Genomic DNA, 25310 nt, shown 5'->3' with positions numbered 1-25310 from the left:
CAGTCTACTCTTTCCAGGCGGCGAGAACGGTGTCGAACAGGGCCTGCGCCTCCTCATCCTTTTCCAGGGTGAGGATAGCGTTGCGGCCCGTGCCATAGACAATTGCCAGATCCATCCAGCGCTGCGTGTCGAGCAGGCCCGTATTGGCGGTCAGATCGTCCGGCGCGGCGCTGAGGGCGAACAGGAACGTATTGCCCACAATGCGCGCTGCAGCGCCGGCCAGCGCTGTGCCCGGCACCAGTTCCTCATCCTTGAGCAGAACACCTGCCAGCGTGGCGATCGACCCGCCAATGAAGGTGTCGGGGATGTCGAAGCTGATTTCCATCAGGTGGCTGGCAGGCAGGCTGGGATCGATATTCTTGCGAATAAGGATGGAGACGCTCATGTTGCGCGCCGGGATGCTGGCTTCGGCCACAAGCGTGGGCTGGCCGATCTCGTCCGTGCCCTGGGTCCACTCCACCGTGCCCGAGAAGGGAACCGTGCTGGCCTGTCCGCCAGTTGATGCTTCGAGCAGGAGCGACTGATTGCCTGCCAGTTCGGCGGGATCAACGCTGGCTGCCGGATCTTCCGGCGCGGCGATCGTGGTGTCTTCGCCCGAGAGGCGCTCTTCGGTCTTGACCTCGCCGCTGCCAAGCGATGGCAGCACGGTTTCATCGCCGGTCGGGGTGACCGGTTCTGGCGTCGGCTCGAGCCGCTCTTCGTCCCCGGCCTCGAGCGCGCTCGTCGGCTCGGTGGCAGAAGTGGTTGCCGTATTGCCCGGCCCCGACGCGCTTTCTTCCGTGTTTGCCGGCTCGGTGGGCGTGTTGTCCATGGTCAGGCCGGTGGGCTGCTCGGTGGTTTCGGGCTGCACAGCCGCTGTCTGGGTGCGCCCGAACATCTGGTCGAGATCGACATAGCCTTCGCGCCATGCCCAGAACCCGGCTCCGCCGACACCGGCCAGCAGCAAGGCGAAGACAATCAGGAAAATGGTCAGCCCGGTCCCGGTGCGCCGCTCCGCATCCGCCGGGGCAAAGCTGGAATCGCTATCCGGGCCTGGCTCCTCGGCAGGCAGACTTGTTTCTGCCTGATGCGGCTGGGACGGCGTTGCTTCGCCGCGTGCTTCACGATCCAGGGTTTCTATGGCCCGCTCGATGGCTCCCTCGGCGGCGCGGGCATCATCCTGTTCCACCTCGACTTCGCGCACGCTGGAGAGCGCCGGGTCAACGGGCAGAGGCGGGTCAATCAGCACCGGTTCGGCGCTGGCCGGCTGGCTGGCGAGCGCAGTGCTGCCCATGACGGGTTCGATGCGCGGCGCGAGCGAGGACGGCGTGATCGTGCTGCTCTTGCCTGCAGCCTCGCTGGTGACAGCGTCGCGGCGGGAGAAGGAAAAGGTCTTGCCAAGCCGTTCCGGTTCGACGGGCCCTTGCGGCGTCTCGGCCGCCGGCGCCTTGTCGTCGCGCCCGGTGTCCGGGTCACGCGAAACGGTTACGCCGCCGGTTTCAGCGGCCTGGGCGATGATATCCTCGATAGATGGGGGCTTGGCCGATGCCGGTTCAGGCATGGGATCTGCCGCAGGTGCCGGGGCGGACGGCGGTTCCTGGGCCACACTGGAAACGGGCTCCGGCGCGGAGCCGGCAATGGGTTCATCGGCATCCAGATCAGCCGCGTCATCTTCGAGCGATGGCGCGTCGGCCTCCTCGGGCTCCAGCGGCTCGGCTTCCGGTGTGAATGCGGCCTGGGCTTCCGGCTCGGGCTCAGCTTCGGGCTCGTCCTCCGCCTCGACCTCGGGTTCAACCGGCGCGGCGGCTGCCGTGCGCGGTTGGGGTGCGGCCGGGCGCGTCGCCAGAGGGCCATCGCGCCCAAGGCTGATGACCGCCTCGCTGGCTTCCTGCTCGACCTGGCGAATGCAATCCTCAAGCTGCAGGCGATGCTGGGTGATATCGCGTGCCGGAAGGGGTGGCTGAATGGCGCGCAATTGCCCGACAAGGGCCGAACGCGCCTTTTCATAGACCGCGCGACGCGCGGCCCCGTTATTCTCCGGCAGCGCCGAGATGGCCCGACGCAACAGCTCCTTGTAATCCGCCATTGGCTACTTGGTACTCACTCTGACAGCGCAGTCTTTTAGCAAAATTTGTCAGTCTTGGAATGGGTCAACGACCAGGATGGTGTCTGCACGTTCCGGACTGGTGGATAACAGGGCGACAGGGGCACCGATCAGTTCCTCGATATAGCGGACATATTTGACCGCCTGGGCGGGCAGTTCGGCCCAGCTTCGCGCACCCGCTGTGGTTTCGGACCAACCTTCGAGCGTCTCATAGATCGGCTTAACCCGCGCCTGTGCCCCCATTGAGGCAGGCAAATAATCAATGCGTGAACCATCGAGCTCATAGCCGACGCAGACCTTGATCTCCTTGAGGCCGTCAAGCACGTCGAGCTTGGTCAGGGCAATGCCGGTGATTCCCGAGGTCTTGACGGTCTGGCGCACAAGAACCGCGTCGAACCAGCCGCAGCGGCGCGGTCGCCCGGTATTGACGCCGACTTCCCGCCCGACCACGGCCAGGTGCTTACCGATTTCATCATCGAGTTCGCACGGGAAGGGGCCTTCACCCACGCGGGTGGTATAGGCCTTGGTGATCCCCAGCACATAGTCAATGGCCGTAGGACCCAGGCCAGATCCGGCCGCGGCCTGCCCGGCAACGGTATTGGACGAGGTGACGAAGGGGTAGGTGCCGTGGTCATTGTCGAGCAGGGCGCCCTGCGCGCCTTCGAACAGGATACGTGCCCCCTCGCGGCGCTTTTGGTCCAGCACGCGCCAGACCTGGTCCATGAAGGGCAGGATTTCGGCAGCGATGGTGGTCAGTTCGTGGTGGATGGTCTCGGCCGAAATCTCCGTCAGCCCCATGCCGCGCCGGAGCGCATTGTGGTGGGTCAGCAAGCGCTCGATCTTGGGCATGAGCGTTTCAGGCTCGGAAAGGTCGATCAGGCGAATGGCGCGGCGGCCCACCTTGTCCTCATAGGCCGGTCCGATGCCGCGGCGGGTGGTGCCGATCTTGAGGCCGGAATTGGCGTCTTCGCGAATGCCGTCGAGCTCGCGGTGCAGCGAGAGAATCAACGGGGCATTGTCGGCCACGCGCAGCACTTCTGGGGTGATGTTGACGCCCTGGGCGCGCAGCTTGGCCATTTCCTCGACAAAGTGGTGCGGGTCCACCACCACGCCATTGCCGATGACCGACAGCTTGCCCTGCACCAGGCCAGAGGGCAGCAGCGCCAGCTTGTAGCTGACCCCGTCAATGACCAGCGTATGGCCGGCATTGTGGCCACCATGGAAGCGCACCACGACATCGGCGCGCTCCGAAAGCCAGTCCACGATCTTGCCCTTGCCCTCGTCGCCCCATTGCGAGCCGACGACAACCACATTCGCCATATTTCAGTCTTCCCCAAAGCAGGCACACAAACGGGACCGCAGCTTGAGCGCCGGCCCCCACGATGATTGGACGTGACGTCCCCCCGGCCACCTTTGTCGGGTTTGATTATGGCCGAATAACTGATAAGTCCGATTGTCCATACATCACCCGGGCGACGATGACAAAGCCGCAACCACAGCAAAGTAGCGGCTTTTTCGCCCGCATTCTGGAACAACCCTATCTGCTCCTGGTCCTGGCCCCCCTGTTTTGGGGAGGCAATGTGGTGGCGGCCAAGCTGACAGTGGGGCAAATCGACCCGTTCCTGCTGCTGGCCAGCCGTTGTGTCCTGGCCACCAGTTTCATCCTGCCCTTTGCCTGGCCGCACCTCAAGGGCGACTGGGGCGTGGTGCGCCGGCAATGGCCGGTGCTGATGGCCTATGGCACGGTCGGTTATGCGCTGTTCAACGGCTTTCTCTATCTCGGACTGCAGACCACCACGGCGGTCAATTCGGCGATCGAGCAGGGCTCGCTGCCCATGCTGATCCTGGGGGCCAATTTCATCATTTTCCGGGTGCGGGCGCAGTTCATCCAGATCCTGGGGGTGTTGCTGGCCATCACCGGGGTGGTGTTGACGGCCACCCATGGCGATCTGGGGCGCATCCTGAGGCTCGACATCAATGCGGGCGACGGCTTCGTGATGCTGGCCTGCCTGGCCTATACCAGCTACACGCTGGCGCTGCGCTTCCGCCCGAAAATGCACATTCTGAGCTTCATGGCCGTCAGCTTTTCGGGCGCGGCAATCACCTCCGTCGTCATGCTGGCGTTTTCCCCGGGCGGGCTGGGGCAGGTGGCCACGCTCACATCGGCACCGCCGGTGGTCTGGGCGGTCATTGCCTATGTGGCGATCTTCCCATCGATGTTCAGCCAGGTGGCCTATGCGCGCGGGGTCGAACTGGTCGGCGCCAATCGCGCGGCGCCGAGCCATAACCTCATCCCGGTGTTCGGGACATTGGGCTCGGTGATCATTCTGGGCGAGACCCTGCAGGCCTACCACTTCATCGCCGCCGCCATCATCGTCAGCGGCATCCTGCTGGCCGAATGGGCGGCGCGGCGCGGCTCTCTAAGCAGATCTCCGTAATTGCCAATGGCCTGTCTCTGTGTTCCTTCTTTGTTCGAAGGAGATGCTCATGTCGATGATGATGATTGTGTTTTCCAATCGGACCGCGTCCATGCGCGAGTGGCAGGCTGGACTTGAAGAGGACGGCTTTGATCTGCTGCTCCACCAATCAGCGGTTTTCGAGGAGTTGAGTGGTTTCCTCCCTGTTCGACTGGATGGGGCGGGAACAGGATTTGAAGTCTACCACGAAGATTGTGCCGCCCTTGTCAGCGAACTCAGCGAGCAAGGTTGGGATGTTGGGGGCCCCTGGCAGTACGCCATGTCCTTCTATTTTGGTGGGGATTTTCGAGAGCTCATTTCGGTCCTTGCGGCGGCAGGCAGCTATGCGCGGGTAACCGGGGGAGTCGTCTTTGACGGTGAAGAGGCCAAGGTGCAGCAGCCAGTAGAGGTCCTCGACGAGGCGCGGCGCGTTCGTAATAACTACAAGGATAAGTTGGACGCCCCGCGATATGAATGGCGGGACGCCCAATAGGTGTACTTTAAGAGGCCGCCGCAGCTTAGAACTTGAGTGCTTTGGCCTGCTTGACGCCTTCGAGCTTGGCGATCTGGTCGAGCTGGGCGTCGTCCAGAGTGCCGTCGATGGAGACCAGCGCAATGGCGTCGCCACCCACTTCGGCGCGGCCGAGGTTGAAGTTGGCGATGTTGATCCCGAGCGTGCCCAGAATGGTGCCCAGGCGCCCGATATGCCCCGGCTTGTCCTCATTGGTGACATAGAGCATATGCGGGGTGACTTCCGCTTCCATGTTAATGTCCTTGACCTGGATGATGCGCGGCTTGCCATTGGCGAACAGCGTGCCGGCAACGCCACGGGTCTGGCGCTCGGTGGTCACGGTCAGGCGGATATAGCCTTCATAGGCGCCCTGCTGGTCGCGATTGGTGGTTTCCACCACAATGCCGCGATCCTTGGCGATCTGGGGGGCCGAGACCATGTTGATGTCGCCCAGCGAGGGCTTCAAGACGCCATTGATCGCAGCGGCCACCATGGGGCGGGTGTTGAGGCCTGCCGGAGTGCCCTCAAACTCGAGCTTGATGCCGGAAATGGCGGTTTCGGTAAGCTGGCCGGCAAAGGACCCCAGGGCCTCGGCAAGCTTGACCCAGGGGGTGATGATCGGGGCTTCCTCGGCCGAAATGGACGGGAAGTTGAGCGCATTGGTGATCTCGCCAGTCATCAGATAGGCCGAAATCTGCTCGGCCACCTGCAGGGCGACGTTTTCCTGCGCTTCGGTCGTGGCCGCGCCAAGGTGCGGCGTGCAGATCACGTTGGGCAGCTCGAACAGCGGGTTGTTCTGGGCCGGCTCCTCGAGGAACACGTCGAGGGCCGCACCGGCGACCTGGCCAGACTTGAGGGCCTCATAAAGCGCTGTTTCATCGATCAGGCCGCCACGGGCACAGTTGATGATGCGCACACCCTTCTTGGTCTTGCTGAGGGTCTCGGCATTGAGAATATTGCGGGTGGCGTCGATCAGCGGGGTGTGGAGAGTGATGAAGTCTGCGCGGGCGAGCAGGTCATTGAGCTCCACCTTTTCCACACCCAGTTCCACGGCGCGCTCGGGGGTCAGGAACGGGTCATAGGCAATGACCTTCATCTTGAGGCCCTGGGCGCGGTCGGCCACGATCGAGCCGATATTGCCCGCGCCGATCAGGCCCAGCGTCTTGTGGGTGACTTCCACGCCCATGAAGCGGTTCTTTTCCCACTTGGAGGCGCGGGTCGAGGCGTCGGCCTCGGGAAGCTGGCGGGCCAGGGCCATCATCATGGCAATGGCGTGCTCGGCGGTGGTGATGGAATTGCCGAAGGGCGTGTTCATCACGATGATGCCCTTCTTGGTCGCGGCCGGAATATCGACATTGTCGACGCCGATGCCGGCGCGGCCGATGACCTTGAGATTGGTGGCGGCCGACAGGATCTTTTCGGTCACCTTGGTGGCCGAGCGGATGGCCAGGCCATCATACTGGCCGATGACTTCGAACAGCTTGTCCTTGTCCTTGCCCAGATCGGGCAAATAGTCGACCTCGACGCCATTGTCCTTGAAGATCTGGACGGCGGTGGGGCTCAGCTTGTCAGAAACGAGAACCTTGGGCATTTGGGCAATCCTTGGAATTTTACGTGCGTTGCGGGATCATCCCACCCTCGGCCCTCCCAATCGAGGGGAGGGATGCGCAAGCACGGCGCTCCGAGTTCATCGTTTCCCTCCCCCTTGTGGGGAGGGATCAAGGGTGGGGGTATTGTGTTAGGCGGCGGCCTTGAGTGCGGCCTTTTCCTGGGCGAAGGCCCAGTCCAGCCACGGGGTCAGCTTTTCGAGGTCGGATGCTTCGACCGTCGAGCCGGTCCAGATGCGGAGGCCGGTCGGGGCGTCGCGATAGCCGCCGATGTCATAGGCCACACCTTCCTTGTCGAGCCGCGACACGATGGCCTTGGCAAAGGCGGCCTGGGCGTCGGCGTCGAGCGCGTTGATGTCCGGATCGGAGATGACCAGGCAGACCGAGGTATTGGAGCGCTCGCTCTCGTTCTTGGCGAGGAAATCCACCCAGTCGGTCCGGGCCACCCAATCGGCCAGCACCTTGGCATTGGCATCGGCACGGGCCTGCATGGCCTGCAAACCGCCGATCTCGATACCCCATTGCATGGCATCCACTGCGTCCTCGATGCAGATCATCGACACGGTATTGATGGTTTCGGCCTTGAAGATGCCCTCGATCAGTTTGCCGCCCTTGGTCATGCGGAAGATCTTGGGCAGCGGACGGTCGGGCTTGTAGCTTTCGAGCCGTTCGACAGCGCGGGGCGAGAGGATCAGCACGCCATGGGCCGCTTCACCACCGAGCGCCTTCTGCCAGGAGAAGGTGACCACATCGAGCTTGGCAAAATCGAGGTTCTGCGCGAAGGCCGCCGACGTGGCGTCGCAGATGGTCAGGCCTTCACGATCCGCCGGGATCCAGTCGGCATTGGGCACGCGGACGCCCGACGTGGTGCCGTTCCAGGTAAAGACCACGTCGCGGGTGAAATCGACCTGGGTCAGGTCCGGCAATTCACCATAGGGCGCGTCGAGCACGCGGACGTCCTCGAGCTTCAATTGCTTTTGCACATCGGTGACCCAGCCGGCGCCAAAGCTTTCCCAGGCGAGCATGTCGACGCCCCGGGCGCCCAGGGCACTCCAGAGGAACATCTCCACCGCACCGGTATCGGAGGCGGGGACAATGCCGATGCGATAGTCGGCGGGGACTTCGAGCAGTTCGCGGGTCAGGTCGATGGCCTGCTGGATGCGCGCCTTGGCGGGCTTGGCGCGGTGCGAGCGGCCGGTGAGCGCAGCGGCAAGCGCATCAATCGTCCAACCTGGACGCTTGGAGCACGGACCCGACGAGAAATTGGGATTAGCCGGTTTGACCGCCGGTGCGGTTTGGGGCGTATCAGCCATATCTAGCGGCCCTCCCAGGCCTATTGTCTCGCGTTAGGGCGAGATGTCCTGAGGCCGCAAATACGCCCGGCTCCGTTCGACGTCAAATGGATTCTCGCCACATTGAGCTGTTTCTCCTGCAGGACGAAGCGGGCCGCCGCTTTTGCGTGCAATGTCAAATCGTTGACTTCAAAGCATGAAACGCTGCCGCCAAAGCTGGTTTCGGGCCAGATTTGGTGCATCGGCCCGAAACAGGCATTATCAAAATGCAAAGAACCTGTGCTGGTGCATCGCCCGGCCGGAACACAGGGGCAAATTGAGCGGGCGGACAAAGGCAGGCAAACATGCCCGGTAGCACGATCCTTTCTCCAATGCTGGCCGCGGGCGCCATCCTGCTCAGCGTGGCGCTGCTGATCATGGGCAATGGCCTGCAGGTCATGCTGCTGCCTATCCGAGGCGGGCTGGAGGGGTTTTCCGCCCTTGAGGTGGGCCTGTTGGGTTCGGGCTATTTTCTTGGCTTCGTGGTGGGGTGCGTCCTGACGCCGCGCCTGATCATGCGGGCAGGGCATATCCGAACCTTTGCCGCGCTGGTTTCAATCGCCTCGGCGGCGGCGCTTGGCTATCCCATCGGGGTGGACTCGATGGTCTGGATCGTCCTGCGCATGATCACCGGCTTCTGCCTGGCTGGACTTTACCTGGTGGTGGAAAGCTGGCTCAACGATCAGGCGACCAATGAAACCCGCGGCGCGCTGATTTCGATCTATGTCACGGTTAATTTCACCGTCATCACCCTGGGGCAGATGCTGGTTACGCTGTTCCAGCCCGACAGCTTCGTGCTGTTTTCCATCGCCTCGGTGCTGGTGTCGCTGGCGGCCGTGCCCATCGTGATGACCCGCTCGAGCCAGCCAGCACCCATCACCATTGTGCGGTTTCGGCCGGTGCGCATGTTCCGACTGTCACCGACCGGCACGGTTTCCATCTTTCTGATCGGCATGGCGACGGGGTCGTTCTGGTCGCTGGGGCCCGCCTATGCCAGCGCGGCCAGCGGCAGTATCCGCGAAGCAGCTCTGTTCATGAGTGCCGCCGTGCTCGGCGGGGCGGTGCTGCAATGGCCGGCCGGCAAGATCTCCGACTCCATGGACCGCCGCCAGGTGCTGATCGGGCTGGCGCTGTTCTCGATTGTTGCCGGCGGGGCGCTGGTTGTCCTGCCCTATGCCACCTGGCCCTGGCTGGCCATCGGCTTTGCCTTCGGGGCCGGGCTACTGCCCTGCTATGCTATTGCAGCCGCTCATATCTTCGACTTTGCGGACCGGGCGGATTATGTCGAAGTGTCTGCGGGCTTGTTGCTGATCAACGGTATTGGCTCGACCATCGGCCCCCTGGTGTCCTCGCTCAGTTTCGAGCTTCTTGGCCCGGCCGGGATCTTTGTTACCAATGGGCTGGTGTTCGCCATCCTGGTGGGGTTCGTGACCGTGCGGCTGGCGCGCCGCGAGGGCCTGCCCGAGGAGGAAAAGCAAAACTTCGATCTTGGTACCAGTGCGGCGGTTTCCGTCGTGGCGGACGACGAGGCCATCCATCTCAGCGATCTGGTCATCGAGGAACCCATCACCGCGCAAGACGAGGCGACAGACCCTGTGCCTTAGGGCAAGGCCCCGCCTTTTGTTGTGGCGGAGGCGTCGAATTTGTCGAAGCTGTCAAATAAATCATACCAATGTCTGGTTCTTGGCGGGCAAAGCCATTAGCTTGGCGGCACCTTCCAGATTCAACCCCTACAATCGAGACGATCCATGGCTGAGCCTACCCTATTCGCCCGCTTCGTAGCCCTTGTCGGCGGCGCCGCCGTTGCCATCCGCCATGCGGGCGACGGCCCGAAGCCACATGCCTTCGGGACAACGCCGTCCATTCCGGACCCCAAGCCACAGGGCAAGATTCCGACGCTGAAAATGCCGACGGCCAAGGGCTGGGAAGGCAACCACATGCCGACCCCGGCTGCCGGGCTCAAGGTCAATGCCTTTGCGCGTGACCTGGTGCATCCGCGCAATATGCATGTGCTGCCCAATGGCGATGTGCTGGTGGCCGAATCCATGGGCGAAGAGGGTTCAGGCCCACGCTCCATTTTTGACCATGCCATGCATGCGACCATGAAACGGGCGCGGGCGGCGGGCAAAAGCCCCAACCGTGTCACGCTCTTGCGCGATGCGGATGGTGACGGCGTGGCCGAGGAGCGCCATGCCTATATCGAGAATGTCCGCCAGCCCTTCGGTATTGCCCTGATTGGCGACACGCTTTATGTCGGCGCCTCCGACGCGGTCCTGGCCTATCCCTATGTGGCCGGTGAAACCAAAATCACGACGCCCGGCAAGAAGATCATGGACCTGATCCCGGGCGGACACTGGACGCGTAATCTGATTGCCTCCAAGGACGGCTCCAAGCTCTATGTCGCTGTCGGTTCGCTGAGCAATATCGGCGATCATGGCATGGCGGCGGAAGAAAACCGGGCCTGCATCCACGAGCTGGATCTGGCGACAGGGAAGTCGCGCATCTTCGGTTCCGGCCTGCGCAACCCGGTCGGCATGGCCTGGGAACCCGAGGGCGGACATCTCTGGACGGTGGTCAATGAGCGCGATGGTCTGGGCGACGAGACCCCGCCGGATTACCTGACTTCGGTGGTCGATGGCGGTTTCTATGGCTGGCCCTATTGCTATTGGAACCGCGTTGTCGACGACCGTGTGCCGCAAGATGCGGCCAAGGTTGCGAGCGCCAAGCAGCCCGATTACGCGCTGGGCGGTCACACCGCATCGCTGGGTCTGTGCTGGCTGCCCGAGGGCACGCTGCCCGGCTTTCCTGCCGGTATGGCCATTGGCCAGCATGGCTCATGGAACCGGTCCAAGCTTTCCGGCTACAAACTGGCCTTTGTTGAATTCCAGAATGGCAAGCCGGTCGGCATGCCGCGCGAAATCCTGGGCAATTTCCTCTCGCCCGACGAGAAATATTCCTATGGCCGCCCGGTCGGCGTTGCGCTGGCCAGCGATGGGTCGGTGTTGATGGCCGACGATGTGGGCGATGTCATCTGGCGCGTGACCGGCGCCTGATCGTCGGGCCCATCAATGCGAGAACGCCGCGGTCATCCGCGGCGTTTTTTTTTGTTGGTGCACAGCGTTTCGATCAGGTCCGGGCCGTCACCCCGCCCATCTCGTCCTCGATATGGGCGCGGACGATATCGTCAAAGCTGGCCTCGGCGGCAAAGCCCAGTTCCAACGCGCGCCTGGCGTCGAAATTCTGCGGCCAGCCAGCCACGATGCGGGCAATGGTTTCATCGGGTTCACGGCGGATCAGCCGGCTGGCGGCAGGGCCGCCAAAGCGTTCAAGAGCGGCGATCTCCTCGGCAATGGTTGCCGACAGGCCCGGCATGGTGAGGGTGCGGCGCTGGCCGAGCGGGGCCGTGTCGAGCGTTGCGGCATGGATCAGGAAGCCGATGGCTGCACGGGGGCTGGCGAACCAGTGCCGGACAGTGTCGTCAACCGGAAGCACGGCTTCCACGCCATTGAGCGGTTCACGGATAATGCCGGAGAAAAAGCCCGAGGCAGCCTTGTTGGGCTTGCCGGGGCGCACGACGATGGTGGGCAGACGAATGCCGATGCCGTCCACAAAGCCACGGCGCGAATAATCGGCCAGCAATAGCTCGCAAATGGCCTTTTGCGTGCCATAGCTGGTCAGGGGCGTATGGGCCATGTCATCCGGAATGGCTGCGGGTAGGGGCTCGCCAAAAACCGCGATGGACGAGGTGAACACAAGGCGCGGGCAATAGGGTTGCTTTGTGCCTTGATGGCGGATGGCCTCAAGCAGGAACCGCGTGCCATCGAGATTGATTGCATAGCCCTTTTCGAAATCGGCCTCGGCCTCCCCCGACACAATCGCTGCCAGGTGAAAGATCAGGTCTGGCCTGTCGGTGACCAGTTTTTCGGCTGTTCCGGGCGCCGAGAGGTCGGCGGCCAGAGTATCGCAGGGAATGGTGGTATCGGGGCTGTTGGGCGCCACAACATCGGCCAGCGTGACCTTTTCGATGGGGGCATCGCCAACTCCGCCTGCTGCCAGCAGGGCCGAAGTGAGCTTGCGGCCAACCATGCCGGCGGCACCAATAATCAGAACATGCATCGTCAAAATTCCTCCACCCGCTATTGAGCATTGACCGGCGTGGAAGGTCCAGTGGCGCAAGGAAAAGGCCGGCGTCTTCTGACACCGGCCCGAAATTGCCAGGGCGGAGGTGGCGGTCCGCCACAAGCCGCTTAGTTGAAGCGGTAGCGGACCGTGCCGCGCACTTCGTGGACCCAATTGTCGTCGACCGAGAACGGGTAGGTTGCCGTGGTGTTCTGGATGCGGTTGATATAGAGCGCGCGGTAGCCGACATCGGCAACCACCTGGCCGAAATCATAACCCACACCGACCATGCCGGCGGCGGCAAGGCTGGTGTTCTCGCTGTGCGAGTTTGCGCCATTCGGATCGGTGACGGTGGCGTTGTTGAAAGCCACACCGGCACCTGCACCAACATAGCCGAAGGCCCCGCCGGCGGCGCCGTAGCCGCTATCGTTGAAGCTGAAGTCATAATAGGCATTGGCCAGGAGCACGCTGGAACGCAGCGAAAGGCTATGATTGCCCTCGACCAGGGGACCGGCGCCATCGTCGATGGCGGCAGTCATGCCGTTATTGCTCAGATAGTCATAGGTTGCGTCGAAGCGCAGGCCCGTACCCGTCTCAAAACCGGCACCGGCACCGATCGAGTAGCCATAGCCGAATTCGGTAATGCTGTAGGTCGAGGGGGTTGCCGTCGGGTGGTTGACCCGGTGCGCCCACATCAGGTTCAACCCGGCGCTGCCGCGCAGGTAGAACGAGCCGGAATAGCCATGGTCGACATCGGGAATTTCGATGACAGGGGGATAGTAGGGCAGATCGGCAGCTACAGCTTGCCCTGCAATCATGGTCGCTCCTGCGACCAGTACTGCGGCGGATAGGTTACGCATAACGAAGGTCCTTTGGTTGCCACGACACCAAGTCGATTGCGACCAATATCCGGCAAACTTCTTAAGGCCCACTTAACCTAAAGATTTAACCCTAACCTCAGGCAAAATTTGATCGTTTACGAAGTATTACGCGCGCCCTTGCGCGTTATTGCTTTGGCAATATTTGGCGGGGTGTCAGGCCACCTGGCGGATGGCGGCCTCGATCTGGCCGACAACGGTTTCCACCAGCATGGCATCGTCCGCCTCGCCCATGACCCGGATCACCGGTTCGGTGCCTGAGGCGCGAACCACCAGGCGCCCTCCGGTCCCAAGCATGGCCTGGCCATCGGCAATGGCCTGAATGACCTGCTTGTGCTCAAGCGGCTTGCCGGCCTTGAACGTCACGCTGCGCAACAATTGCGGCACTTTTTCAAAGCGGGCGCAGATTTCGGAAATCGGACGGTTCATCTGCTTGAGCACGGCCAGCAATTGCAGCGCCGCGACAAGGCCGTCGCCCGTGGTGGTGAAGTCGGACAGGATGATATGGCCGGACTGTTCGCCACCGACATTGAAGCCTTTCGAGCGCATGGCTTCGAGCACATAGCGGTCGCCGACCTGGGTGCGCTCCAGGGTCAGGCCGAGCTTGGTCAGGTGCCGCTCCAGGCCCAGATTGGACATCACGGTCGCCACGATGCCGCCACCGGTGAGCATTTGCCGTTCCAGCCAGCTTTCCGCGATGACGGCCATGAACTGGTCACCATCGACCACATGACCCTTCTCGTCGACGATGATGACCCGATCGGCATCGCCGTCGAGCGCGATTCCAATGTCGGCGCGGACTTCCTTGACCTTGGCGGCTACCGCCTCGGGGGCGGTCGAGCCGACCTTGTAGTTGATGTTGAAACCGTCTGGTTCAGCGCCGATGGTGAAGACTTCGGCGCCCAGCTCCCAAAGCGCGATCGGGGCGACCTTGTAGGCGGCGCCATTGGCACAGTCGAGCACGACGCGCAGGCCCGACAGGTCGATGTTCCGGGGCAGGGTACGCTTGGCATATTCGATGTAGCGGGTGCGGGCTTCCTCGTCGCGATGGGCCCGTCCGATATCGCGGCCCTTGGCGAGATAGCGCGTCATATCGCTGTCGATCAGCTTTTCGATCTCGAGCTCGATCTGATCGCTGAGCTTGTATCCGTCCGGCCGGAACAGCTTGATGCCGTTGTCGTCATAGGGATTGTGCGAAGCCGAGATCATCACGCCCAGATCTGCGCGCAGCGAGCGCGTCAGCATGGCCACGGCCGGGGTCGGCATGGGGCCAAGCAGGTAGACGTCCATGCCCACCGCCGTGAAGCCGGCGGTCAGGGCCTGCTCGATCATATAGCCGGAGCGCCTTGTATCCTTGCCGATGACGACGCGATTGCGGTGGTCGCCGCGGACGAATTTCGTGCCGGCGGCCATGCCCACCTTGAGCGCCAGTTCCGGGGTCAGTTTGGTGCCATTGGCGAGGCCCCGAATGCCGTCGGTGCCGAAATATTTGCGGGCCATGGGTTCGTCCCCCGATTCAGTGGTGTTGAGTGGATAATACCACTTCGGCTTGGAAATAGCGGAGTGTTTGACAAGAAAAAAGGGCCGCCTGCGGCGACCCTTAATAGTGATGCCGAATTGCCTCAGCTTTCGGGCTGCGGCTCCATGCCCGGTTCCGGCGGGGAGTCGGGGCGCTTCTTGTTGGTCTTGCCGGCCGAGGGCACACCGCTGGCCTTGGGCGCAGCCGGACCGCTATCGTCCGGACGCTCGGGCTGCTTGCCATCCATCAGCGCGCGCAATTCGTCGCCGGTCAGGGTCTCGAACTCGAGCAGGGCCTGGGCAATGGCCTCCCACTGGTCGTGATAGGTGGTCAGGATATGGCGGGCGGAGGCTTCGCCATCCTCGATCAGCTTGCGCACTTCCTGATCGATGATGCGCGCCGTGTCATCCGACATGTGCTGGGACTGCGTCACCGAATGGCCCAGGAACACTTCCTGGTCGTTCGACTTGTAGCGCACGCGCCCCAGCTTTTCGCTCATGCCCCATTCCATCACCATGGAGCGGGCCAGGCTGGTGGCCATCTGGATATCGCCCGAGGCGCCCGAGGTGACCTTTTCCGGACCGAACTTGATGATCTCGGCCTCGCGGCCGCCGAACAGCATGGTCAGCCGGGCCAGTGCCTTCTCGCGGGAGAAGGAATAGCTGTCGTTCTCGGGCAGGGTCATCACCATGCCCAGCGCGCGGCCGCGCGGGATGATGGTAGCCTTGTGGATCGGATCAATGCCGGCAACTTTCAACGCGATGATGGCATGCCCGGCCTCGTGATAAGCGGTCAGCTTCTTCTCGTCATCGGTCATGGCCATGGTGCGGCGCTCGGCGCCCATCATGATCTTGTCCTTGGCGTCCTCGAACTCCTGATGGGTAACGAAGCGCTTGTTCTTGCGCGCCGCCATCAGGGCCGCCTCGTTGACCAGGTTCATCAGGTCCGCACCGGAGAAACCGGGCGTGCCGCGGGCGAGAACCTTGAGGTCCACATCAGGGGCCAGCGGCACCTTGCGGACGTGAACCTTGAGGACCTTTTCACGGCCCGAAACGTCGGGGTTGGGCACCACGACCTGGCGGTCGAAACGGCCGGGACGGAGCAGGGCGGGATCGAGCACGTCGGGGCGGTTGGTGGCCGCAATCAGGATAATGCCCTCATTGGCCTCAAAACCGTCCATCTCGACCAGAAGCTGGTTCAGCGTCTGCTCGCGTTCGTCGTTGCCGCCGCCGAGGCCCGCGCCACGCTGGCGGCCGACGGCGTCGATTTCGTCGATGAAGATGATGCAGGGTGCGTTCTTCTTGGCCTGCTCGAACATGTCGCGGACGCGAGACGCGCCGACACCGACGAACATTTCCACGAAGTCGGAACCGGAAATGGTGAAGAAGGGCACATTGGCTTCGCCGGCGACCGAACGGGCCAGCAGTGTCTTACCGGTACCCGGCGGGCCAACCAGCAGCACGCCGCGCGGAATACGGCCGCCCAGGCGCTGGAACTTGCCGGGATCACGCAGGAACTCGACGATTTCCTCAAGGTCCTGCTTGGCCTCGTCGACGCCGGCGACGTCCTCGAAGGTCACCTTGCCCTGGGTTTCGGTGAGCAGCTTGGCGCGCGACTTGCCAAAGCCCATGGCGCCACCGCGACCGCCGCCCTGCATCTGGCGGATGAAAAAGAACCACACGCCGATGATGACGAGGAACGGCAACCAGCTCGAGAGCAGGATGGACCAGAAGGGGCTCGATTCCGGCTCGCGGGCGGTGATGCTCACATCGCGGTTTTCCAGCTTGGTGATCACATCGGCGCCATCGGGAATGATGGTTTCGAAACGGGTGCCGTCATTGAGCTGGCCGGACACCACGTTGTTGGTGATGGTGACGGTGGAAACACGTCCCGCATCGATGTCGGTTACAAACTGGCTGTAGCTCTTTTCGGCCACGGACATGGTGCGCGTGGACGACTGGAAGACCTGGAACAGGCCCATCAGCATGAAGAGAATGACCAGCCAGATGGCAAAGTTGCGGAAGTTTCCGTTCATCAAATCCTGTCCCGGAGAGGCCGGCGCACGGGGCGCGCCAGTATTGGGGCGAATGTAAGACCCTCAATGGGGCGTTACAAGGGCAAGACCTGTGCTGTTCCGGCCTTCCCGTCCAGTCATATTGTCGCGATGGGGTTAATACGCGGTGGCGAGACAAAGGATGCATGACCAAGCGCCGGACCGCGTTTCCGCCTCCGGGTTTGAAAATGGACGTGTTCCGAGGCGCGTGCGTCTCAGTAAACTAGAATAAATAGAGACGTCGCCGCCTCTCGCCATTCGAGCGTAGCTCTCATGGCCTTCTCACTTCAAATCTCTCCACCGGAGAGATTTGCCCTGTCGGGACAGATCGAAGCGGGTTTCTCCTGCCGTCGTGGCCCCTATTGATCGCTCGTCGCAAGGTGACCCGACTGGCAGGCAGGCCCTGGAGCGACCCAGTGCCCAACCGGCTCCCCCCGCAAAAGTTCGCTGCAGTCCGTCCGCGCGGGAGTGATGGGTGTATTATGGGGAAGGTTTTTGGGTGCGGGGATTACTTTTTGGTGGCGGCAAGAGCCGACCCCAAGTCGGTCATTCGACGACGGTGCCCACAGGGCACTAAGCAGACGGTCAGCCCACTGAAACTCTATGCAACAGGAATCTCGTTGAAGTATCAATCCTCGACCAGCCACTTGAGCAAACGTTTGGGGCGCAGCGACGTGTTTCAGAAATTGGCCAAACTCTTTCTCTTAGCTATCGTCGCGGTGATCGTCGCTCCGGTATTGTATTTTACCTACATAAATTACATGCCGCATCAGCTTTTGAACGAAACAACACGAGCGCTTTATCGATATAGAGAAGTCACCCGGAGGGATGGGGACGTTGACCTAATTCCTAGCTTCTTCTCCGGCGGCGAGAACAAATCGAACATTGAGCGGAAACTTATCTCGGCAGGGCTCGACGCGTGGAATACAACTTACCGGGAACTACCGCCGGGCGCTGCTTCGATGCAAACCTTTCGTTTTCTTGCGGGGGCGCGGGGCATCGTATGTGGGAACGAGCTATTCCTTGATCTCACATATGATGCTGGTGATCGACTGACTTCCGCAACCATTCACCAGGGCGGCGCGTGCCTATAATGATGCTGCAGCACACACCTACTTCCCTATCGAGCCCAGTTAACATGACAAGGGCGGGGCTTGCGACCTACAACGCTGCATCCCGAGCTGCATCATTCCAGGTTACTGCCTCCTTTGGGCAGCCATCTGCCAATACCTGACTGACTACTTGCCACCCCATAGCCGCCCAAAACAAAAGCCCCGGCTCATCACCGGGGCCCGTCAAATTGGATTTGCAGCGTTGACTAGGACCCCGCCGCTTCCTTCACGGCTTCCTGCACCTTCTCGAACGCCCGCACTTCGATCTGGCGGATGCGTTCGCGGCTGACGTCATATTGCTGGGCCAGTTCCTCGAGGGTCGAGGGATTGTCCTTGAGGCGGCGGGCCTGGAATATGGCGCGTTCGCGCTCATTGAGCACATCCATTGCCTTGTTCAGCATGCCCATGCGCTCGGAATATTCCTCGCTTTCGCCCAGGCTGGTTTCCTGGTCGGGCGTGTCGTCGACCAGCCAGTCCTGCCATTCGGAGGCGCCTTCATCGGCCCGCATGGGCGAGTTGAGCGAGGCGTCGCCCGACAGGCGCGAATTCATTTGCACCACTTCGTCCTCGGTAACATTGAGGGTGGTGGCGATCTGCTTGATCTGGTCGGGATGGAGCGAACCCTCATCCAGGGCCGCGATCTGGCCCTTGACCTTGCGCAGGTTGAAGAACAGCCGCTTCTGGGCGGCGGTGGTGCCGATCTTGACCAGGCTCCAGGAGCGCAGCACATATTCCTGAATGGCGGCACGGATCCACCACATGGCGTAGGTCGCCAGGCGGAAGCCCTTTTCGGGCTCGAAACGCTTGACCGCGTGCATCAGGCCGACATTGCCTTCCGAGATCACCTCGGAAATGGGCAGGCCATAGCCGCGATATCCCATGGCGATCTTGGCCACGAGGCGCAAATGGCTGGTGATGAGCTTCTGGGCCGCGCCGGGATCGGCGTGCTCCTTGTAGCGCTTGGCCAGCATGTATTCTTCATCCGCTTCCAGCATGGGAAACTTGCGGATTTCCTGAAGATAGCGGCTGAGGCCACCCTCGGACGAGAGGACCGGCAAATTCGTTTGGGCCATGGACGCACCCCCTTTTCAGCTTCCCCCGCATCGCGCGGGCGGAAAACGCCTCGCTGTCCCTTAGGCACAGCGCGGGCATATGAGGACTATATAAGTTGCAGTTTGGCGAATTTAAGAGGCCAGGAGGAAACAAACGTTACAAATTGGACAGTGTTCCCGCCAGCACTTCGCCTTTCATCGTCTTTATACGATAAAAGCCTGTCGAAGAGAAGACACTTTGGTGTGACAGCGCCCTTTCGCGGCTGCACCAAGCTGATTAATCTGGGCTCATGTCAGATCCTGTCATCATGCCCGTTCCCGTCTTTTCCAGCCTCTGCAATGCGGCTTTCTCGCTGCGGCGGGAGGTTTTCGTGCAGGAGCAGAATGTTCCGATCGAGGAAGAACATGACGCACATGATGTCACTGCGTCTCACTTTGTCGCCATTGCCGACGGGGAAGTGGTCGGGACGTTGCGGCTGCTGTTCTTGCCCGAGCATGTCAAGATCGGCCGCGTGGCCGTCCGCAAGAGCTATCGCGGCCAGGGCATTGCGCGGCGGATGATCGGAGCGGCCATGGCCCATGCGCGCGAACGCGGGCAGGATCGGTTTTATCTGACCGCGCAATCGGACAAACTCGGTTTCTACGAAAGCCTGGGCTTTGTCGCTTTTGGCCCCGAATTCATGGATGGCGGCATGCCGCATCGGGCCATGCGTGACTATGACAGGCAGAGTGCCGTGCTGGTCGATTAGCATTTCATTAACGCATTAACTCGGGTCCGACTGGCCGGCCAATAGGCTTGCGCTATGGTGGGCTTGTCGGCCTTCTTGCGCGCCCCATGCCGCGCCGCCGGAGGCCGAAGGATCGACCGGCGTGAGCGCAGACACGCATGGAAGGGCCACAATAACATAACCCGGTTAACCGGGAGGCAGATAAGGCCGGCGCTGTTATTCAGTCGCCGGCTTTTTCTATTGGTTCCCGGTCCGGGTGCAAAAAAAGCTGCGGAACGGGTCGCCCATTGCCTGCGTTCATCGCTCATCAACGGGCCGCACGACGCGCTACCGGCAAGTTTTGCGCCGTACGGCCCTGTTCACGTAACGATGAACCATTGGAGCTTACTATGATCCGCACCCTTCTTACCAGTTCGGCCCTCGCCCTGGTGCTTGGCACGGCCGCGGTCGCCCAGGATACCACCACCACCGAAACCCCTGTCACCACGGAAGCGCCCGCCAATGAAATGGCCCCGGCGAACGAAATGGCGCCGGCCGACGACGCCATGTCCCCTGCCGATGACGGCGCCATGGACACCATGGAGGCAGATGCGCCTTGGGACATGTCCGCTGGCTACACCGCCGGTGAAGGCGATGCCCTGGTCTCGGAAGTGATGGGCGCAACGATTTTCTCGAGCGGCGCTGAAGATGCCGAGCAGATTGGTACCGTCAATGATCTGGTGATCTCCGCCGATGGCGAGATTCACGCCGTGGTGATCGGTGTTGGCGGCTTCCTGGGTATCGGCGAAAAGAATGTCGCCGTTGATTTCGCTGAGCTTGAACACACTATTGCTTTCGACCAGACCGAGCGCTGGGTGCTGGCCACTACGGCCGACGCGCTGAACGCCGCGCCGGAATTTGTCTGGGAGGAAAACCTGAACGGTGATCCGGCCATGGCACCGGCTGACCCGGCCATGGCACCGGCTGAACCGGCAATGGCACCCGCAGAGCCAGCGATGGCCCCGGCCGATGACGCCATGGCCACCGATCAGGGTATGATGCCGCGTGAAGGCTATGTCGCTGTCGAGACTGATGCCCTGACCGCCGAGAATCTGACCGGTGCCACCGTTGTCGGCCCGGATGGAGAGGACATTGCCGTTGTCGGCGATATCCTGCTCACCGAGGATGGCCAGATCGATGCCATGCTGATCGATTTCGGCGGCTTCCTGGGCATTGGTGAAAAGCGCGTTGCCGTGACGCTGGACAATCTCGAGTTCGCCTCCAATGACGCTGGCGACCTCCTGATCTACAGCGACTTCACCCGCGAGCAGCTCGAAGCGCAGCCGGAATATGACGAGGCAACCTATGCCGACGATCCGGCACAGCGCGCCACCGACATGTAAGGCATCCCCATATGCCAATAGCAAAAGGCCCGCTTCGGCGGGCCTTTTCGTGTCTGCTGCATTGACTACTGGCGGCGGTAGCGCATCCGCGCCACTTCGTCATATTCGGATTGTTCGATCTTGGCCTGCTCGTCTTTTTCGCGCTGGTGTTCGCGCTGGTCGAGCAACTCGACCTTTTTGAGGTCTTCCAGGGCCTCGGCCAGAGCGTCCTGAGCGGCTTCGAGCTTGGCCTTCATGTCATTGGCGGACGCCAGCAGATTGTCGCGGCGGGTCAGCGCGGCCTTGGCAAAGGTCGAATAGGCAAAGTGAGCGGTGTCAGAAATGCCGGTCTTGGTGTGCTCGATCTCGATCTGCTGGTCGAGTTCGGACGCCATGCGCTCAAAGTCGGCGACCATCATTTCGATCTGCGCAACCTGTCGGCGCTTCTCGTCAACCTGGAACTTCTTGAGCCGAATGAGGCTCTCGCTGCGCGATTTCAAGACCTGTACTCCTTACACATCAAGTCAGTTCCGGACCGGCCCATACACATTCAGCCAGCCCTTCAGTCCCGCGCATCCGCCTCGGCGATCAGTCCGGCGAGCATGGCATAGCCCTCGGCAATCGTCGTGGTCTCGTCCCGCTGCTGGCCCAGAAAGGCTTCCAGCTTGGGGAAGATAGCGATGGCGCGGTCCACATTCGGATCTGACCCTTTCCGGTAAGCCCCCAGCCGGATCAGTTCCTCCATGTCCGAAAATATGGACATGAGCTCCCGCGCCCGAGACAGGGTGGGCCGAACATCTTCGGGCACACAGCCTGGCATGGTCCGCGAGATGGACCGGAGCACATTGACGGCCGGGTAGCGTCCCCGTTCGGCAATGCCGCGCTCCATTACAATGTGACCATCGAGAATGCCGCGCACGGCATCGGCAATGGGCTCATTGTGATCATCACCTTCCACCAAAACGGTAAACAGTCCGGTAATGGAGCCAGAATTCGGTTTGCCGGGTCCCGCGCGTTCGAGCAGGCGCGGCAGTTCGGTGAAGACGGTCGGCGGATAGCCCTTGGCCGTGGGCGGCTCGCCAATGGCCAGGCCAATCTCGCGCTGGGCCATGGCAAATCGGGTCAGGCTGTCCATCATGCAAAGCACGCGGCGGCCGCTGTCACGGAAATATTCGGCGATCGACATCGAGATGAAAGCAGCCTGGCGGCGCATCAGCGCGGCTTCGTCGCTGGTGGCCACGACAACGACGGCCCGCGCCAGCCCCTCTTCGCCAAGATACTCCTGGATGAACTCGTGCACCTCACGCCCGCGCTCGCCGATCAGACCGATCACGGAAACATCGACATCGGTATTGCGGGCGAGCATCGACATCAGTACCGACTTGCCAACGCCCGAGCCGGCAAAGATGCCCATGCGCTGGCCTTCGCACATGGTGGCAAAGGTGTTGAGGCACCGCACGCCCAGTTCGATCGGCTTGCCGACGCGGTCCCGGTCGTGTGCGGCCAGGGGCGACTGGCGCAGAGGATAGGATGTCTCGCCCAAGGGTAGGGGGCCCAAGCCGTCAATGGGTTCGCCCCTGGCATTGACCACCCGGCCCAGCCAGCCCTCCGAAGGGTTGACCGAGCCGTCATGGCGGCGAAACACCGCCTTGCAGCCCAGGCGCACGCCGCCCAGTTCGCCGAAGGGCAGGCAGAGGGCATGGCCGTCGCGGAAGCCGATGATCTCGGCGCCAAGATGATGACCGTCGGTGGCCTCGATGATCACCCGTCCGCCCACGCGCAGTTCGCGCACCGGGCCGACGATTTCAATCAGCAGCCCCTGCACGGATTTGACCCGTCCAAACACTTCCACGTCGTCGATGGCGTCGATGGCCGAGATCAGGGCCTTCATGTTCATGCCGCGTTCCAGAAATCGTTCATCTTGGGGGTCCAGGAGGTGACCCGGGTGCCACAATTATGGTTTCTTCGGGTGCTCGAATCGCGCCGACTGACGAATCGGATGGTAACCGATCATTAACGCAAAAGCGCTACTGGCTGAGATGATCGGTGGATTGTGTCCTGTGGCGCAAATGTGGCCGAACTCCCTCCAAATGCCCTGAATGCCTGAGTCCTGAGAGTCTCTTGGAACTCTTTCTTAATGTAGTACCTTAAGAAATTTTCAGGTCATTTATCTTTATTTTTCAATAAGTTAAGATTAATTCATCCTAACGGCGTTTGCGTATTGCGGATCAGAATTAAACTTTGTTAACTAGTTGGGCTTAGGCTTGAAGTCATATCCAGTAGGGTTGGAGCGGGAAGGGCAGATTGGCTCGGCCTCCCGCGGGTTCCAGCAGGAACGAATGACAAGGGGAATATAATGCGGGTACTCCTTATTGAGGACGACAGCGCGACAGCGCAGAGCATCGAATTGATGCTGAAGTCCGAAAGTTTCAACGTCTATACCACCGATCTCGGTGAAGAAGGCGTGGATCTCGGGAAACTATACGACTACGATATTATTCTGCTGGATCTGAACCTGCCGGATATGAGCGGTTACGAAGTCTTGCGGACACTTCGCGTCGCCAAGGTTCAGACGCCCATTCTTATTCTGTCCGGCCTTGCCGGCATCGAGGACAAGGTTCGTGGTCTCGGCTTCGGCGCCGATGACTATATGACCAAGCCCTTCCACAAGGACGAGCTCGTGGCCCGCATCCACGCCATTGTCCGCCGTTCCAAGGGCCATGCCCAGTCGGTCATCTCCACCGGCGATCTGATGGTCAATCTCGACACCAAGACCGTCGAGGTCCAGGGCGCCCGCGTGCATCTGACCGGCAAGGAATACCAGATGCTGGAGCTGCTTTCGCTCCGCAAGGGCACCACGCTCACCAAGGAAATGTTCCTCAACCACCTCTATGGTGGCATGGATGAGCCGGAATTGAAGATCATCGACGTCTTCATTTGCAAGCTGCGCAAAAAGCTTAGCGTTGCTACCGGCGGCAAGAACTACATCGAAACCGTCTGGGGCCGCGGCTATGTGCTGCGTGAACCCGATGACGCTGAAGGCTACGCCGAAAACGTCGCCTGAGCCATCGGCCGGATCAGTCTCTGAGCCTCGCGTGGCCTTGTCGCGCGGGGCTTTTCTTTGCCTGTGTGAGCAATAGGCGCGGACAAAGCGCACGGTATTCGGAACCGGCCCGGCTGCGCCACGTTTCGTCCTGATACAATTTCAGGGGGAACTCATATGGCCGACCTCTCTAATCGCCTGCGCGAGCCGCTTGTCCTGACAGTGCTCATCATCGCCGTCGCTGGCTGGCTGGCCTTCGTGGCCATGTGGATCAACAGCACCGGGCAGAACGAGCAATTGCGGGCCGACATGGCGACGTTGACCGCCGAGCGGGATGCTGCCCAGCAGAACCTCGCCGAACGGGAAGAGACGTCCGGCGCGCTGGACAGTGCCAGGGCCGAATTGGCAAGTGTCGAGGCGGAACTGGCGGCTGCCAATAACCAGCTCGAAGCGGCCAATCAGGATTTTGAGGCCCGCAATGGCGAGCTTGAAAGCGTTTCGCAGTCGTTGACAGCGACACAGGAAGAGGTCGCTGCCCTTGAGGCGCGCGCCGAGGAGGCCACCGCCTCGGTTCAGGAACTGGCGGCGCGTCAGGCGGCGCTGCAGTCCGAGATACAGAGTTCCAGCCGGCAATTGAACGATGTTGGTTCGCGTCTGGAAGAGGCGCGCCGACAGGAGGAGACGGCCACAGCCAATGTTGCGCAGCTCGCCGATGAGGCGGCCGAGGCCACGGCCAGCCTGGCGGAAACGCAGAGCCGCCTGCAGTCGGCGCGCGAAGAGCTGACGGCCGCACAGGACGAGCGGGCAGAACTTGCCCAGCAGGCGGAGGCAGCGGATGCCGATCTGGCCGCTTTGCAAGAGCAGGTCGATGAACTGACAACTCAGCGCAATCGCCTTGAGGAAGATGTGCAGGGGTATCAGGAACAGTTACAAGACCTGCAGCCACAGGTTGAGGAATTGACCCAGACCCTGACCGAACGTTCGCGCGAGCTGGCAGAGATCGAGGCGCGCATCGCATCGCAAGTGCCTGAGGACGATGACGAACGGGCCCAGCAGGCTCGGACTTTCGAGGTCATGACTGAAGGTGAGGCCAATGGATTGCGCCTCACCCTTGGCGAAGATGGCCGGTTCGAAATGCAGGACCGTACGGGCACCCTCGTCGAAGGTGACTATACGCTCGGGAATGGCGAACTGGTGCTCTCCGAAGTCACCGGATATGTCGGCACCGCCAGCTTCCCCATGACCTGCCCCGTCCAGGATGATGCTGCCGGTCTGGCCATCGGCATGGCGGAAGGCTGCGTGATCGGTGGACTGCGATTTGAGGTGCGGGAGTAAGGCGGAAGGAGCCCAGGCTCCTGGCAGGTTGTCCTCCGCTATCGGGCCGCTTGCGGAAGACGTTTGTATTTTGACTTGACCTTGTGGCCCCAGCATAGATGCTCTCCCCGATTTGGGCGCAC

The 25310-nt window shown here is 61.7% G+C and carries 20 protein-coding genes; 9 read left to right on the top strand and 11 right to left on the bottom strand.

The window, feature by feature from the left end; all coding sequences use genetic code 11:
* Nucleotides 1-4: 4 nt before the first annotated feature.
* Nucleotides 5-2065, bottom strand: a complete 2061-nt coding sequence (locus tag DDE76_RS07060; protein ID WP_104893190.1) for a hypothetical protein — start codon at nt 2063-2065, stop codon at nt 5-7.
* Between the two features lie 48 nt (nt 2066-2113).
* Complete coding sequence (locus tag DDE76_RS07055; protein ID WP_104893191.1) at nt 2114-3403, bottom strand: adenylosuccinate synthase; 1290 nt, start codon at nt 3401-3403, stop codon at nt 2114-2116.
* Between the two features lie 158 nt (nt 3404-3561).
* Between DDE76_RS07055 and DDE76_RS07050 the strand changes: the two genes are divergently transcribed.
* A complete protein-coding gene (locus tag DDE76_RS07050; RefSeq protein ID WP_158672397.1) occupies nt 3562-4521 on the top strand; it encodes a DMT family transporter in 960 nt (319 codons plus the stop codon).
* Nucleotides 4522-4570: 49 nt separating this feature from the next.
* On the top strand, nt 4571-5032 hold the full coding sequence (locus tag DDE76_RS07045) for a hypothetical protein (RefSeq protein ID WP_157955698.1): 462 nt from the start codon (nt 4571-4573) through the stop codon (nt 5030-5032).
* Nucleotides 5033-5057: 25 nt separating this feature from the next.
* On the opposite strand, the gene serA is transcribed toward DDE76_RS07045, so the two are convergent.
* Nucleotides 5058-6641 carry a phosphoglycerate dehydrogenase gene (gene serA, locus DDE76_RS07040; RefSeq protein ID WP_104893194.1) on the bottom strand — a complete coding sequence of 528 codons (1584 nt, stop codon included), beginning with the start codon at nt 6639-6641 and terminating at the stop codon, nt 5058-5060.
* A gap of 147 nt (nt 6642-6788) precedes the next feature.
* On the bottom strand, nt 6789-7970 hold the full coding sequence (locus DDE76_RS07035; RefSeq protein WP_104893195.1) for a phosphoserine transaminase: 1182 nt from the start codon (nt 7968-7970) through the stop codon (nt 6789-6791).
* A gap of 323 nt (nt 7971-8293) precedes the next feature.
* On the opposite strand from DDE76_RS07035, the gene DDE76_RS07030 reads away from it, so the two are divergent.
* Nucleotides 8294-9592: an MFS transporter gene (locus tag DDE76_RS07030; protein WP_104893196.1), complete on the top strand. Its 1299-nt coding sequence runs from the start codon at nt 8294-8296 to the stop codon at nt 9590-9592.
* 144 nt (nt 9593-9736) lie between these two features.
* Nucleotides 9737-11041, top strand: coding sequence for a PQQ-dependent sugar dehydrogenase (locus DDE76_RS07025; RefSeq protein ID WP_104893197.1), 1305 nt, complete (start codon nt 9737-9739; stop codon nt 11039-11041).
* A 73-nt stretch (nt 11042-11114) separates the two neighbouring features.
* Here the strand turns inward: DDE76_RS07025 and denD are convergent, their stop codons facing one another.
* From denD to ftsH, 4 genes are all read right to left on the bottom strand, one after another.
* Nucleotides 11115-12104: a D-erythronate dehydrogenase gene (gene denD, locus DDE76_RS07020; RefSeq protein WP_104893198.1), complete on the bottom strand. Its 990-nt coding sequence runs from the start codon at nt 12102-12104 to the stop codon at nt 11115-11117.
* Nucleotides 12105-12235: 131 nt separating this feature from the next.
* Entirely contained in the window at nt 12236-12967 is a 732-nt protein-coding gene (locus DDE76_RS07015; RefSeq protein WP_157955697.1) for a hypothetical protein, read from the bottom strand.
* 174 nt (nt 12968-13141) lie between these two features.
* The gene (glmM, locus tag DDE76_RS07010; RefSeq protein ID WP_104893200.1) at nt 13142-14485 is read right to left on the bottom strand and encodes a phosphoglucosamine mutase; all 1344 of its coding nucleotides are present in this window, start codon (nt 14483-14485) and stop codon (nt 13142-13144) included.
* A 122-nt stretch (nt 14486-14607) separates the two neighbouring features.
* On the bottom strand, nt 14608-16539 hold the full coding sequence (gene ftsH / locus DDE76_RS07005) for an ATP-dependent zinc metalloprotease FtsH (RefSeq protein WP_104893201.1): 1932 nt from the start codon (nt 16537-16539) through the stop codon (nt 14608-14610).
* Nucleotides 16540-17177: 638 nt separating this feature from the next.
* Here ftsH and DDE76_RS07000 point away from each other — a divergent pair.
* Nucleotides 17178-17651, top strand: a complete 474-nt coding sequence (locus DDE76_RS07000; RefSeq protein WP_157955696.1) for a hypothetical protein — start codon at nt 17178-17180, stop codon at nt 17649-17651.
* Nucleotides 17652-17875: 224 nt separating this feature from the next.
* On the opposite strand, the gene rpoH is transcribed toward DDE76_RS07000, so the two are convergent.
* Complete coding sequence (rpoH, locus tag DDE76_RS06995) at nt 17876-18742, bottom strand: RNA polymerase sigma factor RpoH (protein ID WP_104893203.1); 867 nt, start codon at nt 18740-18742, stop codon at nt 17876-17878.
* Nucleotides 18743-19011: 269 nt separating this feature from the next.
* On the opposite strand from rpoH, the gene DDE76_RS06990 reads away from it, so the two are divergent.
* On the top strand, nt 19012-19470 hold the full coding sequence (locus DDE76_RS06990; RefSeq protein ID WP_104893204.1) for a GNAT family N-acetyltransferase: 459 nt from the start codon (nt 19012-19014) through the stop codon (nt 19468-19470).
* A 368-nt stretch (nt 19471-19838) separates the two neighbouring features.
* A complete protein-coding gene (locus DDE76_RS06985) occupies nt 19839-20831 on the top strand; it encodes a PRC-barrel domain-containing protein (protein WP_104893205.1) in 993 nt (330 codons plus the stop codon).
* Nucleotides 20832-20896: 65 nt separating this feature from the next.
* Here the strand turns inward: DDE76_RS06985 and fliJ are convergent, their stop codons facing one another.
* Both fliJ and fliI read right to left on the bottom strand, forming a co-directional pair.
* Nucleotides 20897-21310: a flagellar export protein FliJ gene (gene fliJ / locus DDE76_RS06980; RefSeq protein WP_104893206.1), complete on the bottom strand. Its 414-nt coding sequence runs from the start codon at nt 21308-21310 to the stop codon at nt 20897-20899.
* A gap of 62 nt (nt 21311-21372) precedes the next feature.
* On the bottom strand, nt 21373-22701 hold the full coding sequence (gene fliI / locus DDE76_RS06975) for a flagellar protein export ATPase FliI (protein ID WP_104894901.1): 1329 nt from the start codon (nt 22699-22701) through the stop codon (nt 21373-21375).
* 465 nt (nt 22702-23166) lie between these two features.
* Between fliI and ctrA the strand changes: the two genes are divergently transcribed.
* Together ctrA and DDE76_RS06965 are read left to right on the top strand one after the other, a co-directional pair.
* Nucleotides 23167-23874, top strand: a complete 708-nt coding sequence (gene ctrA, locus DDE76_RS06970) for a response regulator transcription factor CtrA (RefSeq protein WP_104893207.1) — start codon at nt 23167-23169, stop codon at nt 23872-23874.
* 156 nt (nt 23875-24030) lie between these two features.
* The gene (locus tag DDE76_RS06965) at nt 24031-25188 is read left to right on the top strand and encodes a coiled-coil domain-containing protein (protein WP_104893208.1); all 1158 of its coding nucleotides are present in this window, start codon (nt 24031-24033) and stop codon (nt 25186-25188) included.
* Nucleotides 25189-25310 lie beyond the last annotated feature (122 nt).

Origin of the sequence: Devosia indica, assembly GCF_003056405.1 — a bacterium.
Classification (GTDB): Bacteria; Pseudomonadota; Alphaproteobacteria; order Rhizobiales; family Devosiaceae; genus Devosia; species Devosia indica.
Note: the sequence above shows the minus strand (reverse complement) of the source record. Positions and strands in the feature narration are given on the sequence as shown.